Here is a 17,364-nt window from a genome sequence, read left to right as displayed (position 1 = left end):
GTAGTCGGGGGTTTCCCCCTGTGAGAGTAGGACGCCGCCAAGCAAGCTTAAACCCAGCTCATTGAGCTGGGTTTTTTGTATTTTGGTTTATTGGTAGCATAAAATTCCACTTAACTGTATAATATAATAACTTTATACCGAATTTTAAATCAGCAATCAGGTTTTGTGGACCGGGAAAATGGAAATAATGAAGGATAGAGCGAGAAAGTTGAAAATTCTCGAGAAACGGCTTATAGTAAGATTAAAGTCAAATATAGTCAAAGTCAGTAAAGGAGGGGGTTGAGTGGGACATAATATTTCTGACATCATTGAACAATATTTAAAACGAGTGTTAGATCAAAATGGCAAGGAAATTTTAGAGATTAAACGAAGTGAAATTGCAGATAAATTTCAATGCGTTCCTTCCCAAATAAATTATGTCATCAACACCAGATTTACAAGCGAAAGAGGATATATTGTTGAGAGCAAACGCGGGGGCGGCGGTTATATCAGAATCATTAAAATTAAAATGAACAATGAAGTTGTCCTGATCAATAATATTATTTCTCAAATTAATACCCATTTGTCTCAAGCAGCCTCTGATGACATTATTTTAAGGCTATTAGAAGACAAGGTAATTTCAGAAAGAGAAGCAAAAATGATGGTCAGCGTAATGGACCGCTCAGTTTTACACATTGACTTGCCTGAACGTGATGAATTAAGAGCGAGAATGATGAAGGCAATGCTGACTTCTTTAAAATTAAAATAAGCGGGTGAAAAGATTGATTTGTCAAGAGTGCCACGAGAGACCAGCCACTTTTCACTTTACAAAGGTTGTTAACGGAGAAAAAATAGAAGTTCATATTTGTGAACAATGTGCCAAAGAAAATAGTGATTCATATGGTATAAGTGCAAATCAGGGTTTCTCTATTCATAATTTACTTTCGGGGTTACTGAACATGGATTCTTCATTTCAAAATGCAGGAACTCAAATGTTCAGTCATTCGGAGCAAATATCTGCTTGTCCGAAATGCGGAATGACTTTTCAGCAATTCAGAAAAATTGGCCGTTTTGGATGTTCTGAATGTTACAAAACATTTCATAGCAACATTACACCAATCCTACGTAAAGTGCACAGCGGAAACACTGTGCATGCAGGTAAGATACCGAAACGAATAGGCGGCAATCTTCATGTCAGACGGCAGATTGATATGCTAAAAAAGGAATTAGAATCCTTAATCCATCAAGAAGAATTTGAAAATGCAGCTCATGTAAGAGATCAAATTCGTTCATTAGAACAATCACTCAAAAGTACAGATAGTGAGGAGGAACAGGGGTAATGTCGCTAAAGCATTTTATTCAGGACGCACTAAGCAGTTGGATGAAGCAGAAAGGACCTGAAAGTGACATTGTACTCAGCAGCCGCATACGTTTAGCAAGGAACTTTGAGCATATTCGGTTCCCTACGCGGTATTCCAATGAAGAAGCCTCATCCATCATACAGCAATTTGAAGATCAGTTTTCAGAGCAAGAAATTCCCGGAATCGGCAAATTTGTTTTGATTAGAATGAATGATGCACAGCCTTTAGAAAAGCGTGTACTTGTTGAAAAACATCTAATCAGTCCTAATCTGACAGAGTCTCCTTTTGGCGGCTGTTTGCTTTCTGAAAATGAGGAAGTAAGCGTCATGCTAAATGAAGAGGACCATATTAGAATTCAGTGTCTTTTCCCTGGATTTCAGCTTTTAGAAGCAATGAAAGCCGCAAACCAGGTCGACGACTGGATTGAAGAAAAAGTTGATTATGCATTCAATGAGCAAAGAGGATACTTAACCAGCTGTCCTACAAACGTAGGTACAGGTTTAAGGGCTTCGGTCATGATGCATCTGCCGGCACTGGTTTTAACTAGGCAAATAAATCGAATTATACCGGCAATTAATCAATTAGGCTTAGTTGTTAGAGGAATTTATGGGGAAGGCAGCGAAGCAGTAGGGAATATCTTTCAAATTTCAAATCAGATCACGCTTGGTAAGTCAGAGCAGGATATTGTAGAGGATCTTAACAGTGTTGCTGCTCAGTTGATTGAACAAGAACGATCTGCCCGAGAAGCGATTTATCAAACTTCTAAAATCGAACTTGAGGATCGGGTATATCGGTCTTATGGGGTCTTGTCTAATTGCCGGATGATAGAATCGAAAGAAACTGCAAAGTGCCTTTCAGATGTTCGGTTAGGCATAGACCTAGGTATTATAAAAGGACTTTCAAGCAACATACTTAACGAACTTATGATTTTGACGCAGCCAGGGTTTTTACAGCAATACTCGGGAGGCGCTTTGCGTCCGAACGAAAGGGACATTCGAAGAGCGGCTCTCATCAGAGAACGGCTTCACTTAGAAATGAATGGGAAAAGACAGGAGGATGAATCGATATGATGTTTGGAAGATTTACAGAACGAGCTCAAAAAGTACTGGCGCTAGCACAGGAAGAAGCACTTCGGTTAGGTCATAATAACATTGGCACTGAGCATATTTTATTAGGACTGGTAAGAGAAGGAGAGGGCATTGCTGCTAAAGCTCTTCAAGCGCTTGGACTCGGTTCAGATAAAATTCAGAAAGAGGTAGAAAGTTTGATCGGGCGCGGGCAGGAAATGTCTCAAACGATTCATTATACTCCTAGAGCTAAAAAAGTCATTGAGCTTTCAATGGATGAGGCAAGAAAACTCGGTCATTCTTATGTTGGAACAGAACATATTCTTCTTGGTCTGATTCGTGAAGGAGAAGGCGTTGCTGCGAGAGTTCTGAATAATCTCGGTGTCAGCTTAAATAAAGCAAGACAGCAGGTGCTCCAGCTTCTAGGAAGTAATGAAACAGGATCATCAGCGGCAGGAACAAACAGCAATGCGAATACGCCTACGCTTGACAGCTTGGCAAGAGACTTAACTGCTATTGCGAAGGAAGACAGCCTTGACCCTGTAATCGGCAGAAGCAAGGAGATCCAGCGTGTCATTGAAGTATTAAGCCGCAGAACGAAAAACAACCCTGTTCTCATTGGGGAACCAGGTGTAGGTAAAACGGCTATCGCAGAAGGTTTGGCACAGCAAATTATCAATAATGAAGTACCCGAAATTTTGCGTGATAAACGTGTGATGACATTAGACATGGGAACAGTTGTTGCCGGCACAAAATACCGCGGAGAATTTGAGGATCGCCTGAAGAAGGTCATGGATGAAATTCGTCAGGCAGGAAATATCATCCTATTCATCGATGAGCTCCATACATTAATCGGGGCAGGCGGAGCAGAAGGTGCTATTGATGCATCTAATATTTTAAAACCTTCACTTGCTCGCGGCGAACTCCAATGTATTGGCGCAACGACTCTTGATGAGTACCGTAAATATATTGAAAAAGATGCAGCACTGGAACGCCGTTTTCAGCCGATTCAGGTTGATCAGCCATCTGTAGATGAAAGTATTCAAATTTTACAAGGTCTGCGTGACAGATACGAAGCCCACCACCGCGTTTCTATCACTGATGATGCCATTGAAGCTGCGGTTAAGCTTTCTGACAGATATATTTCTGACCGCTTCCTTCCGGATAAAGCAATTGACTTGATCGATGAAGCAGGTTCAAAGGTGAGACTGCGCTCATTTACAACGCCTCCTAACTTAAAAGAGCTTGAGCAGAAGCTTGATGAGGTTCGTAAAGAGAAGGATGCGGCAGTGCAAAGCCAAGAGTTTGAAAAAGCTGCTTCCTTGCGTGATACTGAACAACGCCTGCGCGAGCAAGTAGAGGATACGAAGAAATCATGGAAAGAGAAGCAAGGGCAGGAAAACTCAGAGGTTACTGTGGATGATATTGCGATGGTTGTATCCAGCTGGACCGGTGTGCCTGTATCTAAAATTGCCCAAACTGAAACTGATAAGCTTCTCAATATGGAAAACATTCTTCACTCCCGCGTCATCGGCCAGGATGAGGCAGTTGTAGCTGTTGCAAAAGCCGTCAGACGTGCGAGAGCAGGATTAAAAGATCCTAAACGCCCAATCGGCTCATTCATTTTCTTAGGCCCTACAGGTGTAGGTAAAACAGAACTTGCACGAGCACTTGCTGAATCCATTTTTGGCGATGAAGAATCCATGATCAGAATTGATATGTCTGAATACATGGAAAAACACTCAACTTCAAGACTTGTTGGTTCACCTCCGGGATATGTGGGATATGATGAAGGCGGTCAATTGACAGAGAAAGTCAGAAGAAAACCTTACTCTGTCGTGCTTCTTGATGAGATCGAGAAAGCGCACCCTGATGTCTTCAATATCCTTCTGCAAGTTCTTGAAGACGGGCGTTTGACTGATTCTAAAGGACGCACAGTCGATTTCCGCAATACCATTCTGATCATGACATCAAACGTTGGAGCAAGTGAGCTGAAACGCAATAAATATGTCGGCTTTAACGTTCAGGATGAAACTCAAAATCATAAAGACATGAAAGATAAAGTGATGGGTGAATTGAAACGAGCGTTCAGACCTGAGTTCATCAACCGTATTGATGAAATCATTGTCTTCCATTCACTTGAGAAAAAACATCTTACTGAAATTGTGTCATTAATGTCTGATCAATTAACGAAACGCCTGAAAGAACAAGATCTTTCTATCGAATTGACAGATGCTGCAAAAGCGAAAGTCGCGGAAGAGGGCGTTGACCTGGAATACGGTGCCCGTCCGTTAAGAAGAGCGATCCAAAAACATGTCGAGGATCGTTTATCTGAAGAACTCCTCAGAGGAAATATTCATAAAGGACAGCATATTGTTCTTGATGTAGAAGATGGCGAATTTGTCGTAAAAACGACTGCTAAAACGAATTAATATAGAAGACGGAAATGAGGCATACAGCATGTAAGTGTATGCCTCACTTTCATATCAAGAAATAGAACAAGGGAGAGGTCTTACACTATATATGGCTAAAACAAAATCGAAATTCATCTGCCAATCCTGCGGCTACGAGTCTCCAAAATGGATGGGGAAATGTCCGGGCTGCGGTGCTTGGAATACAATGGTGGAAGAAATGATTAAAAAAGCATCGGCCAATCGGAGAGCGGCTTTTTCTCATTCTGTTCAAACTGTACAGAAACCTTCACCTATTACATCAATCGAAACATCAGAAGAACCCCGCGTCAAAACCCAGCTTGGCGAGTTTAACAGAGTACTCGGCGGAGGTGTCGTTAAAGGCTCCCTCGTTTTAATTGGCGGTGATCCTGGTATCGGAAAGTCAACGCTATTACTGCAGGTTTCCGCTCAATTATCAGGCTCATCAAACAGTGTCCTGTATATTTCGGGAGAAGAATCTGTAAAGCAAACGAAGCTGCGAGCAGACCGTCTCGGCATTAATAATCCGTCACTGCATGTTTTATCTGAAACCGATATGGAGTATATTTCGTCTGCTATACAAGAGATGAATCCAGCGTTTGTCGTTGTTGACTCTATTCAAACGGTTTACCAAAGCGATATTACATCGGCTCCAGGCAGTGTGTCGCAGGTCAGAGAGTGTACCGCTGAGCTGATGAAAATTGCAAAAACAAAAGGTATTCCGATTTTTATCGTAGGGCACGTGACGAAAGAAGGGTCTATTGCAGGTCCGAGACTGTTGGAGCATATGGTTGACACTGTTTTATATTTTGAAGGAGAACGCCACCATACTTTCCGTATTTTGCGGGCTGTAAAAAACCGTTTCGGATCTACAAACGAAATGGGCATTTTCGAAATGCGGGAAGAGGGGCTCACTGAGGTTTTGAATCCTTCGGAAATTTTCTTAGAAGAACGCTCTGCTGGTTCCGCAGGCTCGAGTATCACTGCCTCTATGGAGGGCACTAGACCGATTCTCGTTGAAATTCAGGCGCTCATCTCGCCAACAAGCTTTGGCAACCCAAGGCGTATGGCAACGGGAATAGACCATAACAGGGTCTCTCTGTTAATGGCTGTGTTAGAAAAAAGAGTTGGACTGCTGCTGCAAAATCAGGATGCTTATTTGAAAGTGGCTGGCGGCGTTAAGCTTGATGAACCGGCAATTGATCTTGCCATTGCGATTAGTATCGCATCAAGCTTTAGAGACACACCTCCAAATCCTGCAGATTGTTTTATTGGAGAAGTGGGATTAACCGGAGAAGTCCGGCGGGTTTCAAGAATTGAACAGCGTGTGAAAGAAGCGGCAAAGCTTGGTTTTAAACGCATGATCATACCCGCGGCAAATCTGGATGGATGGACAAAACCAAAAGGGATTGAGGTTATCGGAGTAGCAAATGTTGCAGAAGCGCTTCGTACTTCATTAGGAGGATAATAGATGGAAAAAGAGAAAAAAGGGGCGAAACACGAGTTAGACCTGTCATCTATATTGCAGTTTGTTGCTCCGGGTACACCGCTCAGAGCGGGGATGGAAAACGTCTTGAGAGCAAATACAGGCGGTCTGATTGTTGTTGGATATAATGATAAAGTAAAAGAAGTGGTGGACGGCGGCTTTCACATAAACACGGCTTTTTCTCCGGCGCATTTATATGAGCTGGCTAAAATGGATGGAGCGATCATTTTAAGTGATTCTGGTCAAAAGATCCTCTACGCGAATACTCAGCTGATGCCAGATGCCACAATTTCTTCATCAGAAACAGGAATGCGGCACAGAACTGCCGAAAGAGTAGCTAAGCAAACTGGCTGTCTTGTAATCGCTATTTCTGAAAGAAGAAATGTCATAACGTTATATCAGGAAAACATGAAGTATACACTAAAAGACATAGGATTTATTTTAACCAAGGCGAACCAAGCCATTCAAACACTTGAAAAATATAAGACAATCCTCGATAAAACGATTAATGCACTGAACGCGTTAGAGTTTGAGGAACTTGTTACCTTCAGTGATGTCTTGTCTGTCATGCATCGTTATGAAATGGTACTGAGAATCAAAAACGAAATTAATATGTATATCAAAGAGCTGGGGACAGAAGGGCATCTGATCAAACTGCAAGTCATTGAATTGATTACGGATATGGAAGAAGAGGCCGCTTTATTTATTAAGGACTATGTAAAAGAAAAGATTAAAGATCCGTTTGTTCTCTTGAAGGAGCTGCAGGATATGTCCAGTTATGATCTGCTGGATGATTCCATTGTGTATAAGCTTCTCGGTTACCCTGCTTCTACTAATCTTGATGATTATGTATTGCCGAGAGGATACAGGCTGTTAAATAAGATACCGCGTCTTCCGATGCCGATTGTTGAAAATGTTGTAGAAGCATTTGGAGTCCTACCAAGGATTATTGAGGCGAGTGCAGAAGAATTAGATGAAGTAGAGGGAATCGGTGAAGTACGAGCCCAAAAAATCAAAAAAGGATTAAAACGCCTGCAAGAGAAGCATTATTTAGACAGACAACTGTGATTTCGGTTAAAACCTTATGAATACGGGTATATTAATGTTGGTTTTTGTTTATTCTGATATTCGTAGGATGCATAAGACTTTGTGAAATTAAAATGTTAAAAAAGGAGGTGGGGGTATGTTAAAACGAATAGTTCAGGCGTTCTTCATTATTTTTGGCGGCGTTGTTGGTATATTTTTGATACCTGAATTGTTTGTACTGTTAAATATACAGGACATACCTTTAATAACAAACGCATATACGTCTGCGGCAATAGGAGCAATTATCTTTTTTCTCATCAGTATATGGGGTACAGAATACGTTGTGAACTGGGTGAAGTGGATAGAGGATTCATTGTTAAAAGCGCCGGTTCCAGATTTGTTATTTGGAAGTCTTGGCTTAGTTTTTGGACTTATAATTGCTTATCTTATCGTAAATGTTATTCCTTTAGACAATATACCTTACCGCATATTCAGCACAATAATTCCTGTATTTTTGGCTTTCTTCCTCGGTTATCTCGGCTTCCAGGTGGGCTTTAAGAAAAAGGATGAATTGATCAGCCTGTTTTCCATTTCCGCCAGAATGCAAAAGAAAAAAGGAACAGCTGATGAAGAACATGAGGTTCAAGACAAGAAGCTGAAAATTTTGGACACTAGTGTTATTATTGATGGGAGAATAGCAGATATTTGTCAGACTGGTTTTTTAGAGGGAGTTATCGTGATTCCGCAGTTTGTCCTTGAGGAATTGCAGCATATTGCAGACTCTTCAGATGTTTTAAAACGAAACAGAGGACGCCGCGGTCTTGATATCCTGAACCGCATTCAGAAAGAATTAGACATTGAAGTTGAAATTTACGAAGGCGACTTTGAAGATATTCAGGAGGTTGACAGCAAGCTCGTCAAACTTGCTAAGCTGACATCCGGGGTCGTTGTGACGAATGATTTTAATTTAAATAAAGTGTGCGAGCTTCAGAAGGTAGCAGTATTAAACATTAATGACCTAGCCAATGCGGTCAAGCCTGTTGTGCTTCCTGGCGAGGAAATGAATGTTCAGGTCATTAAGGACGGGAAAGAGCATAATCAGGGAGTTGCCTACTTGGATGACGGTACGATGATTGTCGTTGAAGAAGGACGGAATTATATCGGCAAGCATATTGATGTACTCGTCACAAGTGTGCTGCAGACAGCAGCGGGACGAATGATTTTTGCGAAGCCTAAGCTGTTGGAGAAGGCGCTGTAAAGGGAGAAGAAACAATGAGTTATGATGTGGTGATTCCTGCAGCCGGACAGGGAAAGCGGATGAAGGCAGGGAGAAATAAACTGTTCATTGAGCTGAAGGGAGACCCGGTGATCATACACACGTTAAGAGTGTTTGACAGCCACCGGCAGTGCGATAAAATCATTTTGGTGATTAACGATCAGGAGCGGGAGCACTTTCAACACTTGCTGTCCGATTACCCGTTTCAAACTTCAATTGAGCTTGTTGCAGGCGGAGATGAGCGTCAGCACAGTGTGTATAAGGGGCTGAAAGCCGTAAAGCGGGAAAAGATTGTCCTTGTACATGACGGTGCCCGCCCATTTATAAAACATGAACAAATTGACGAACTGATCGCAGAGGCGGAACAGACAGGAGCGGCCATCCTTGCTGTTCCGGTAAAAGATACGATTAAACGCGTTCAAGATTTACAAGTCAGTGAGACGATTGAACGTTCAAGCTTGTGGGCTGTCCAAACGCCACAAGCTTTTCGTCTTTCTTTATTGATGAAGGCTCACGCTGAGGCCGAGCGCAAGGGATTTTTAGGGACGGATGACGCCAGCCTCGTTGAACAGATGGAGGGCGGTTCGGTCCGTGTTGTAGAAGGCAGCTATACAAATATTAAGCTGACGACGCCAGACGATTTGACGTCAGCTGAAGCTATCATGGAATCAGAAAGTGGGAATAAACATGTTTAGAATTGGACAAGGATTTGATGTGCATCAATTAGTGGAGGGCCGTCCTCTCATTATTGGCGGAATTGAAATCCCGTACGAAAAAGGGCTGCTTGGCCACTCTGATGCAGACGTTTTGCTGCATACCGTCGCTGACGCCTGCCTGGGAGCTGTGGGTGAAGGAGACATCGGCAAGCATTTTCCTGACACAGATCCCGAGTTCAAGGACGCAGATTCTTTCAAATTACTTCAGCATGTCTGGGGAATCGTGAAACAGAAGGGGTATGTCCTTGGGAACATTGATTGCACCATCATAGCGCAAAAGCCGAAGATGCTGCCGTACATAGAAGATATGAGAAAAAGAATTGCTGAAGGCCTTGAGGCAGATGTTTCTCAAGTAAATGTAAAAGCAACAACGACAGAAAAGCTTGGATTTACAGGCCGGGCGGAAGGAATAGCGGCTCAGGCGACAGTACTGATACAAAAAGGCTAACTTGTTTTGATGCCGGGTCTATTTGGTGGTAGAATAGATTCATACATTTTTGCCTGAGGCCATACATGACATGAAAGGAAGTATTTGAAAATGGGAAACGAAGTACGCGTCCGTTATGCACCGAGTCCAACCGGACATTTGCATATTGGAAATGCCAGAACGGCGCTTTTTAATTATTTATTTGCCCGCAATCAAGGCGGTAAGTTTATCATTCGAGTTGAGGATACTGATAAAAAGCGCAATATTGAGGGCGGAGAACAAAGCCAGCTGAATTATCTGAAGTGGCTAGGTATTGACTGGGATGAGAGTGTGGATGTCGGAGGAGAGTACGGCCCATACCGTCAGTCCGAGCGTAACGATATCTATAAAGTGTACTATGAAGAGCTTCTTGAAAAAGGGCTTGCTTATAAATGTTACTGTACGGAAGAAGAGCTTGAAAAAGAGCGTGAAGAACAGATTGCCCGCGGAGAAATGCCTCGTTATTCCGGAAAACACAGAGACCTGACTCAGGAAGAACAGGAGAAATTTATCGCCGAAGGCAGAAAACCAAGTATTCGTTTCCGCGTGCCGGAAGGAAAAATCATCGCCTTTAATGATATCGTAAAAGGTGAAATTTCTTTTGAATCAGATGGCATCGGCGACTTCGTTATTGTGAAAAAGGACGGAACGCCTACTTATAACTTCGCGGTAGCTATTGATGACTACTTAATGAAAATGACACACGTGCTGCGCGGTGAGGATCATATTTCTAACACACCGAAACAGATTATGATCTATCAAGCATTCGGGTGGGATATTCCTCAGTTCGGACACATGACGCTGATTGTAAACGAAAGCCGTAAAAAGCTCAGCAAACGTGATGAATCCATTATTCAATTCATCGAGCAGTACAAAGAGCTTGGCTACCTGCCAGAAGCGCTGTTCAACTTTATCGGACTGCTAGGCTGGTCACCGGTTGGAGAAGAAGAGCTTTTCACAAAAGAGCAGTTTATTGAAATTTTTGATGTAAATCGTTTATCTAAATCACCAGCTTTGTTTGATATGCATAAGCTAAAATGGGTTAACAACCAATATGTGAAGAAGCTGGATCTTGATCAGGTTGTTGAACTGACGCTTCCGCATTTGCAAAAAGCGGGCAAAGTTGGCACTGAGCTTTCTGCTGAAGAACAAGAGTGGGTTCGTAAACTGATTTCCCTGTATCATGAGCAATTAAGCTACGGTGCGGAAATCGTTGAGCTGACTGATTTGTTCTTTACGGATGAGATCGAGTATAATCAAGAAGCGAAAGCTGTTCTGGAAGAAGAACAGGTTCCTGAAGTGCTCAGCACATTCGCAGCGAAGCTTGAAGAGCTTGAGGAGTTCACTCCGGATAATATCAAAGCATCAATCAAAGCAGTGCAGAAAGAAACTGGCCATAAAGGGAAAAAACTGTTTATGCCGATTCGTGTTGCTGTAACAGGGCAAACTCACGGTCCGGAACTGCCGCAATCAATTGAATTGATCGGTAAAGAGACTGCAATTCAGCGTTTAAAGAATATCTAAATAAATGATTGTTGACAGGGAAGAGTATAAAGCTTTAGGCCATTACAGAAAGGATCTTCATTGGCTGAGAGAGATCCATGAGCCGGGTTTTAGAAGTGCGCCCTTAAGACCTTTGAAGAACGTTTTTTGAAATCAGTATTCAAAGGCGGCCGCCGCCGTTACAGGCTGAAGTTGGGAGAGCAGAAGTCTGCTTTTCAAACAGAGTGGAACCGCGCGGTTAAAGCGTCTCTGTCATGTTTACATGCAGAGACGCTTTTTTTATTGGGTAGAGGAAATCAGATAGAGAAACGGGGGGAAGCATGTGTTTTTTAGAATGCTCAAAGAAGACATTGATACTGTGTTCGATCAAGATCCCGCAGCAAGAAGCTATTTTGAAGTGATTTTAACTTATTCCGGTTTACATGCTATATGGGCGCATCGGATTGCACATGCTTTATATAAACGAAAATTTTATTTCCTTGCACGCCTTATATCTCAAGTAAGCCGATTTTTTACCGGGATAGAAATCCACCCCGGCGCTACAATCGGGAGAAGATTTTTCATAGACCACGGCATGGGGGTTGTCATTGGGGAGACATGTGAAATCGGCAATAACGTAACCGTTTTTCAGGGGGTTACCCTCGGGGGAACGGGGAAAGAAAAGGGAAAAAGGCACCCAACGATTAAAGATGACGCATTGATAGCCACAGGTGCTAAAGTGCTCGGTTCTATTACGGTCGGTGAAGGCTCAAAGATTGGCGCTGGTTCAGTAGTGCTGCATGATGTTCCTGATTTTTCAACAGTTGTCGGTATCCCTGGACGGGTCGTTGTACAAAATGGCAAGAAAGTAAGACGCGATTTAAACCATCAGGATTTGCCCGATCCAGTTGCTGACCGCTTTAAGTCTTTGGAACAGCAGATTTTAGAGCTGAAGGCAGAACTTGAAGACAGAAAAGAAAGGATCAATCAAAAATGACAATCACACTTTATAATACATTGACTAGACAGAAGGAAACATTCGTTCCTCTTGAAGAGGGAAAAGTGAAAATGTATGTATGCGGACCCACGGTTTACAATTACATTCATATCGGGAACGCGCGTCCGGCAATCGTTTACGATACGGTTCGAAACTATTTAGAGTATAAAGGCTATGATGTGCAGTATGTCTCTAACTTCACAGACGTAGACGATAAATTAATTAAAGCGGCAAATGAACTCGGTGAGGATGTACCCACCATTTCAGAGCGTTTTATTAAAGCATACTTTGAAGACGTAGGTGCGCTCGGCTGCCGAAAAGCCGACCTTCATCCGCGAGTAATGGAGAACATGGATGCCATTATCGAATTCGTAGATCAGCTCGTGAAAAAGGGCTACGCATATGAATCAGAAGGTGACGTATATTTCAAAACCAGAGCGTTTGAAGGGTACGGAAAGCTTTCTCAGCAATCAATCGATGAACTTAGATCAGGTGCACGCATCCGAGTCGGCGAGAAAAAAGAAGATGCTCTTGATTTCGCACTGTGGAAAGCGGCAAAAGAAGGAGAAATCTCTTGGGATAGCCCTTGGGGGAAAGGACGTCCGGGCTGGCACATTGAGTGCTCAGCAATGGTGAAAAAGTATCTCGGTGACCAGATTGATATCCATGCGGGCGGACAGGATTTAACATTCCCTCACCATGAAAACGAAATTGCGCAATCTGAGGCGCTAACAGGCAAAACGTTTGCGAAGTACTGGCTTCATAATGGTTATATCAATATTGATAATGAAAAAATGTCAAAATCACTAGGCAACTTTGTGCTTGTCCATGACATCATTAAACAGCATGATCCGCAGCTTTTGAGATTCTTTATGCTATCTGTTCATTATCGCCACCCGATTAACTATTCAGAAGAGCTTCTGGAGAATACGAAAAGCGCGTTCAACCGTTTAAAAACAGCGTACAGCAATCTTCAGCACCGTCTGAACAGCAGTACGAATTTAACCGAAGATGACGATCAATGGCTTGAAAAAGTTGAAGAACACCGCAATGCATTCGAAGAAGCGATGGACGATGATTTTAATACGGCGAATGCCATTTCAGTCTTGTTTGACTTAGCGAAACACGCCAATTATTATCTTCAGAAAGATCATACGGCTGATCATGTGATTACGGCGTTTATTGAGATGTTTGACCGCATTGTTTCTGTCCTCGGTTTTTCGTTGGGTGAGCAGGAACTTCTCGATCAAGAGATTGAAGACTTAATCGAAAAGCGAAATGAAGCGCGCCGGAATCGCGATTTTGCATTGTCAGACCAGATCCGCGACCAGCTGAAAAGCATGAATATCATTCTTGAAGATACGGCTCAAGGCACTCGCTGGAAACGGGGAGAATAACAGATGCTTGAATTTGATACGATAAAAGATTCTAAGCAGCTTAACGGTCTTGCGCTTGCTTATATAGGTGATGCCATTTTTGAAGTGTATGTCAGGCATCACCTGCTTAAGCAGGGCTTTACCAAACCAAATGATCTTCATAAGAAATCAAGCCGGATTGTTTCAGCAAAGTCACAGGCTGAGATCCTATTTTTTCTGCAGAATCAATCATTTTTTACGGAAGAAGAGGAAGCGGTGCTGAAAAGAGGTAGAAATGCCAAGTCAGGGACAACACCTAAAAATACAGATGTTCAGACGTACCGCTACAGTACAGCATTTGAAGCGCTTCTGGGCTACCTTTTTCTAGAGAAAAAAGAGGAACGACTTAGTCAGCTCGTAGCCGAAGCTATACAATTCGGGACGTCAGGGAGGAAAACAAATGAGTCAGCAACATGATTACGTCATAGGGAAAAATGCAGTGATCGAGACGTTAAAATCTGATCGGAAGCTGTATAAGCTGTGGATGGCGGAAAACACCGTAAAGGGACAAGCACAGCAAGTGATTGAGCTTGCCAAAAAGCAGGGAATCACGATTCAATACGTCCCGAGAAAAAAACTCGATCAAATGGTGACAGGACAGCATCAGGGCGTAGTGGCACAGGTTGCAGCGTATGAATATGCAGAACTGGACGATTTATATAAAGCAGCCGAAGAAAAAAATGAACAGCCTTTCTTCCTCATTCTGGACGAGCTTGAAGACCCTCATAATCTTGGTTCCATTATGAGGACAGCAGATGCGGTCGGCGCTCATGGCATCGTCATTCCAAAACGGAGAGCTGTCGGGCTGACAACAACAGTGGCAAAAGCTTCAACAGGAGCAATTGAGCACATTCCTGTAGCAAGAGTCACCAATTTGGCACGGACGTTAGAAGAGATGAAAGAGCGGGGAATCTGGGTTGTCGGAACGGATGCGTCCGCGCGTGAGGATTACCGTAATATGGACGGCAATATGCCTTTGGCTCTAGTCATCGGAAGTGAAGGAAAAGGGATGGGCCGCCTTGTGAAGGAAAAGTGCGATTTTCTCATTAAACTCCCGATGGCCGGAAAGGTAACTTCACTAAATGCATCTGTCGCGGCTGGTCTTTTGATGTATGAAGTCTACCGGAAACGAAACCCTGTGGGAGAATAAAGACCCATGGATATCCTGTTAGTAGACGGGTACAACATGATTGGAGCCTGGCCGCAGCTGAAGGATTTAAAAGCGAACAGTTTTGAAGAGGCGAGAGACGTACTGATTCAGAAAATGGCGGAATATCAATCGTATACAGGAAACAGGGTTATTGTTGTTTTTGACGCGCATCTCGTAAAAGGGCTTGAGAAAAAACAGACCAACCATAGAGTTGAAGTAATTTTTACAAAAGAAAATGAGACGGCTGATGAGCGGATAGAAAAGCTCGCTCAGGCTTTGAATAATATTGCGACTCAAATTCACGTTGCGACCTCTGACTATACTGAGCAGTGGGCGATTTTCGGACAGGGGGCATTGCGGAAATCGGCCCGGGAGCTTTTGAGAGAGGTAGAAACGATTGAAAGGCGAATAGAGAGACGGGTAAGAAAAATCACTTCCGAAAAGCCGGCGGGTAAAATTGCTTTATCGGAAGAGGTTTTGAAAACGTTTGAAAAGTGGAGGCGGGGAGACTTAGATTAAGTTGACGCTTTTTTGCCCAATACTGTATAATATTTCTATCTACGTGCGCCGGGGGGATCGGAGTGAATCTACAGAACAACAAGGGAAAATTCAACAAAGAGCAGTTTTGCCAGTTGGAGGACGAGCAGGTCATTGAAAAGGTTCATGTTGGGGACAGTGATGCGTTAGATTACTTGATTACGAAGTACCGAAACTTTGTTCGGGCAAAAGCAAGATCCTATTTCTTAATAGGGGCGGACAGAGAGGATATTGTTCAGGAAGGCATGATAGGCCTCTATAAGTCTATTCGTGACTTCAAAGAGGACAAGCTTACCTCATTCAAAGCTTTCGCAGAATTATGTATTACCCGCCAAATTATTACCGCAATAAAGACAGCTACTCGCCAGAAACACATTCCTTTGAATTCCTACGTCTCATTAGATAAACCGATTTTTGATGAAGAATCAGACCGAACGCTGCTGGATGTCATTTCAGGAGCGAAAACCTTAAATCCTGAGGAAATGATCATTAATCAGGAAGAATTTGATGATATTGAAATGAAAATGGGAGAACTATTAAGTGATTTAGAGAGAAAAGTACTCGTCTTATATCTCGATGGGAGAAGTTACCAAGAGATTTCTGATGAACTGAACCGACATGTGAAATCGATCGACAATGCCCTTCAGCGTGTGAAACGCAAGCTGGAGAAGTACTTGGAAATTCGCGAAATCAGTTTGTAATAGGAATTTATGCTATATTGACAGTATTTTTCTGACTATGATATGTTACTAAAGATAAGAACTAATGTCTATTTAGAAAAAGGTGTAATGACATGAGAAAAAAGATTACGTTAGCATGCAAGACATGCGGAAACCGTAATTATACGACAATGAAGAGCTCTGCATCAGCGGCTGAGCGATTAGAAGTAAAGAAATACTGCAGTACTTGCAATTCACATACAGCTCATCTTGAAACAAAATAGTTTTTGCGCTTTTAAATTGTGGAGGTCTTTTACATGCGTATTATGAAATTCTTTAAAGATGTTGGGAAAGAAATGAAAAAGGTAAGCTGGCCTAAAGGAAAAGAGTTAACGCGTTATACCATTACGGTAATTTCAACAGTTATCTTTTTTGTTATCTTTTTTGCCCTCCTTGACACAGGAATTTCTCAATTAATTCGTTTAATAGTTGAATAATGATCAGCAATACGTGCTATAATAGATCATAATATTACTTGCCAAAACCCGTTCAGCGGGTTTTTTATTGTGGCTTAAAATGATAGTTATCATAGGCTTGCCGCCTATTTTTTGAAGCGTTATGGTAATTCACTAAAACCAAATGCGGGGAGGGAAGGACTGGACAGTCCTGAATAGAATGGAAAAGAATTGGTATGTTGTTCACACGTACTCTGGTTATGAGAATAAAGTAAAAGCCAACTTGGAAAAACGTGTTGAATCAATGGGGATGCAGGATAAAATTTTCCGTGTAGTCGTACCCGAAGAAGAAGAAACGGATATCAAAAACGGCAAGAAAAAAGTCGTGAAAAAGAAAGTGTTCCCTGGTTATGTGCTTGTTGAAATTGTAATGACAGACGACTCTTGGTATGTTGTCCGAAACACGCCGGGCGTTACTGGATTCGTAGGATCTGCCGGGTCAGGTTCAAAACCGACGCCGCTTCTTCCGGGCGAAGCAGAAACCATTCTGAAGAGAATGGGCATGGATGAACGCAAAACTGATATTGACTTTGAACTGAAAGAGACAGTGAAAGTAATAGACGGACCTTTTGCTAACTTTACAGGATCAATTGAAGAGATTGATTATGATAAAAGCAAGGTCAAAGTTTTCGTTAATATGTTCGGCCGTGAAACGCCGGTTGAGCTGGAATTTACCCAAATCGATAAATTGTAATGTGAAAAAACTTGAAATTGCTATATATAAATGATAATATAGCAAAGGTACGTCTTGGACTTATCCAAGGCAACTAGCATGATATTTCGTCATTCATATAAAGAAT

19 protein-coding genes and 1 other annotated feature are annotated in these 17,364 nt (G+C 42.4%); all 19 genes read left to right on the top strand.

Going from position 1 to position 17,364, the window contains the following annotated elements; genetic code table 11:
• Positions 1-283: 283 nt before the first annotated feature.
• The 19 genes from ctsR (at position 284) to nusG (ending at position 17,258) form a co-directional block, all read left to right on the top strand.
• Positions 284-748 (top strand): transcriptional regulator CtsR, encoded by a 465-nt coding sequence (gene ctsR, locus AC07VD_RS20340; RefSeq protein WP_003225724.1) that lies wholly within the window; start codon positions 284-286, stop codon positions 746-748.
• Between the two features lie 13 nt (positions 749-761).
• Positions 762-1,319: a protein-arginine kinase activator protein McsA gene (gene mcsA, locus AC07VD_RS20335; protein WP_014475591.1), complete on the top strand. Its 558-nt coding sequence runs from the start codon at positions 762-764 to the stop codon at positions 1,317-1,319.
• Positions 1,319-2,410, top strand: coding sequence for a protein-arginine kinase McsB (gene mcsB / locus AC07VD_RS20330; protein ID WP_003235007.1), 1,092 nt, complete (start codon positions 1,319-1,321; stop codon positions 2,408-2,410). The genes mcsA and mcsB overlap by 1 nt, the downstream gene beginning before the upstream one ends.
• On the top strand, positions 2,407-4,839 hold the full coding sequence (gene clpC / locus AC07VD_RS20325; protein WP_014475592.1) for an ATP-dependent protease ATP-binding subunit ClpC: 2,433 nt from the start codon (positions 2,407-2,409) through the stop codon (positions 4,837-4,839). The genes mcsB and clpC overlap by 4 nt, the downstream gene beginning before the upstream one ends.
• Positions 4,840-4,930: 91 nt before the next feature.
• Entirely contained in the window at positions 4,931-6,307 is a 1,377-nt protein-coding gene (radA, locus tag AC07VD_RS20320; RefSeq protein ID WP_494721965.1) for a DNA repair protein RadA, read from the top strand.
• A gap of 3 nt (positions 6,308-6,310) precedes the next feature.
• Entirely contained in the window at positions 6,311-7,393 is a 1,083-nt protein-coding gene (gene disA / locus AC07VD_RS20315) for a DNA integrity scanning diadenylate cyclase DisA (protein ID WP_003225736.1), read from the top strand.
• Positions 7,394-7,508: 115 nt separating this feature from the next.
• Entirely contained in the window at positions 7,509-8,609 is a 1,101-nt protein-coding gene (locus tag AC07VD_RS20310; protein WP_003235014.1) for a PIN/TRAM domain-containing protein, read from the top strand.
• A gap of 14 nt (positions 8,610-8,623) precedes the next feature.
• On the top strand, positions 8,624-9,322 hold the full coding sequence (ispD, locus tag AC07VD_RS20305) for a 2-C-methyl-D-erythritol 4-phosphate cytidylyltransferase (RefSeq protein ID WP_124060168.1): 699 nt from the start codon (positions 8,624-8,626) through the stop codon (positions 9,320-9,322).
• Positions 9,315-9,791, top strand: a complete 477-nt coding sequence (gene ispF / locus AC07VD_RS20300; RefSeq protein WP_003225745.1) for a 2-C-methyl-D-erythritol 2,4-cyclodiphosphate synthase — start codon at positions 9,315-9,317, stop codon at positions 9,789-9,791. Before ispD ends, ispF begins: the two co-directional genes overlap by 8 nt.
• Before the next feature lie 90 nt (positions 9,792-9,881).
• Entirely contained in the window at positions 9,882-11,333 is a 1,452-nt protein-coding gene (gene gltX / locus AC07VD_RS20295; protein WP_014478617.1) for a glutamate--tRNA ligase, read from the top strand.
• A gap of 2 nt (positions 11,334-11,335) precedes the next feature.
• Positions 11,336-11,566, top strand: a binding site (T-box leader).
• 68 nt (positions 11,567-11,634) lie between these two features.
• On the top strand, positions 11,635-12,288 hold the full coding sequence (cysE, locus tag AC07VD_RS20290; protein ID WP_003225749.1) for a serine O-acetyltransferase: 654 nt from the start codon (positions 11,635-11,637) through the stop codon (positions 12,286-12,288).
• Entirely contained in the window at positions 12,285-13,685 is a 1,401-nt protein-coding gene (gene cysS / locus AC07VD_RS20285; RefSeq protein ID WP_038427269.1) for a cysteine--tRNA ligase, read from the top strand. Before cysE ends, cysS begins: the two co-directional genes overlap by 4 nt.
• A 3-nt stretch (positions 13,686-13,688) precedes the next feature.
• Positions 13,689-14,120, top strand: coding sequence for a mini-ribonuclease 3 (locus AC07VD_RS20280; RefSeq protein ID WP_004399685.1), 432 nt, complete (start codon positions 13,689-13,691; stop codon positions 14,118-14,120).
• Positions 14,104-14,853 (top strand): 23S rRNA (guanosine(2251)-2'-O)-methyltransferase RlmB, encoded by a 750-nt coding sequence (rlmB, locus tag AC07VD_RS20275; protein ID WP_014478620.1) that lies wholly within the window; start codon positions 14,104-14,106, stop codon positions 14,851-14,853. The genes AC07VD_RS20280 and rlmB overlap by 17 nt, the downstream gene beginning before the upstream one ends.
• Positions 14,854-14,859: 6 nt before the next feature.
• On the top strand, positions 14,860-15,372 hold the full coding sequence (rae1, locus tag AC07VD_RS20270; RefSeq protein ID WP_003235032.1) for a ribosome-dependent mRNA decay endonuclease Rae1/YacP: 513 nt from the start codon (positions 14,860-14,862) through the stop codon (positions 15,370-15,372).
• A 62-nt stretch (positions 15,373-15,434) separates the two neighbouring features.
• The gene (sigH, locus tag AC07VD_RS20265) at positions 15,435-16,091 is read left to right on the top strand and encodes an RNA polymerase sporulation sigma factor SigH (protein ID WP_003225758.1); all 657 of its coding nucleotides are present in this window, start codon (positions 15,435-15,437) and stop codon (positions 16,089-16,091) included.
• Positions 16,092-16,183: 92 nt separating this feature from the next.
• Positions 16,184-16,333 carry a 50S ribosomal protein L33 gene (gene rpmG / locus AC07VD_RS20260; RefSeq protein WP_003156421.1) on the top strand — a complete coding sequence of 50 codons (150 nt, stop codon included), beginning with the start codon at positions 16,184-16,186 and terminating at the stop codon, positions 16,331-16,333.
• A gap of 33 nt (positions 16,334-16,366) precedes the next feature.
• Positions 16,367-16,546, top strand: coding sequence for a preprotein translocase subunit SecE (gene secE / locus AC07VD_RS20255; protein ID WP_004399676.1), 180 nt, complete (start codon positions 16,367-16,369; stop codon positions 16,544-16,546).
• A 178-nt stretch (positions 16,547-16,724) separates the two neighbouring features.
• Complete coding sequence (gene nusG, locus AC07VD_RS20250) at positions 16,725-17,258, top strand: transcription termination/antitermination protein NusG (protein WP_003225764.1); 534 nt, start codon at positions 16,725-16,727, stop codon at positions 17,256-17,258.
• The last annotated feature ends 106 nt before the right edge of the window (positions 17,259-17,364 follow it).

Source organism: Bacillus sp. GW821-FHT01G09 (assembly GCF_059422205.1).
The sequence above is the reverse complement of the archived record's forward strand: the minus strand, read 5'-3'. Positions and strand labels throughout refer to the sequence as shown.

Bases quoted from the DNA above. Each gene is read 5' to 3' on its own strand.
- mcsB (WP_003235007.1), top strand. From the start codon at position 1,319: ATGTCGCTAAAGCATTTTATTCAGGACGCACTAAGCAGTTGGATGAAG.
- clpC (WP_014475592.1), top strand. From the start codon at position 2,407: ATGATGTTTGGAAGATTTACAGAACGAGCTCAAAAAGTACTGGCGCTA.
- radA (WP_494721965.1), top strand. From the start codon at position 4,931: ATGGCTAAAACAAAATCGAAATTCATCTGCCAATCCTGCGGCTACGAG.
- disA (WP_003225736.1), top strand. From the start codon at position 6,311: ATGGAAAAAGAGAAAAAAGGGGCGAAACACGAGTTAGACCTGTCATCT.
- AC07VD_RS20310 (WP_003235014.1), top strand. From the start codon at position 7,509: ATGTTAAAACGAATAGTTCAGGCGTTCTTCATTATTTTTGGCGGCGTT.
- ispD (WP_124060168.1), top strand. From the start codon at position 8,624: ATGAGTTATGATGTGGTGATTCCTGCAGCCGGACAGGGAAAGCGGATG.
- ispF (WP_003225745.1), top strand. From the start codon at position 9,315: ATGTTTAGAATTGGACAAGGATTTGATGTGCATCAATTAGTGGAGGGC.
- gltX (WP_014478617.1), top strand. From the start codon at position 9,882: ATGGGAAACGAAGTACGCGTCCGTTATGCACCGAGTCCAACCGGACAT.
- cysS (WP_038427269.1), top strand. From the start codon at position 12,285: ATGACAATCACACTTTATAATACATTGACTAGACAGAAGGAAACATTC.
- AC07VD_RS20280 (WP_004399685.1), top strand. From the start codon at position 13,689: ATGCTTGAATTTGATACGATAAAAGATTCTAAGCAGCTTAACGGTCTT.
- rlmB (WP_014478620.1), top strand. From the start codon at position 14,104: ATGAGTCAGCAACATGATTACGTCATAGGGAAAAATGCAGTGATCGAG.
- rae1 (WP_003235032.1), top strand. From the start codon at position 14,860: ATGGATATCCTGTTAGTAGACGGGTACAACATGATTGGAGCCTGGCCG.
- rpmG (WP_003156421.1), top strand. From the start codon at position 16,184: ATGAGAAAAAAGATTACGTTAGCATGCAAGACATGCGGAAACCGTAAT.
- secE (WP_004399676.1), top strand. From the start codon at position 16,367: ATGCGTATTATGAAATTCTTTAAAGATGTTGGGAAAGAAATGAAAAAG.
- nusG (WP_003225764.1), top strand. From the start codon at position 16,725: ATGGAAAAGAATTGGTATGTTGTTCACACGTACTCTGGTTATGAGAAT.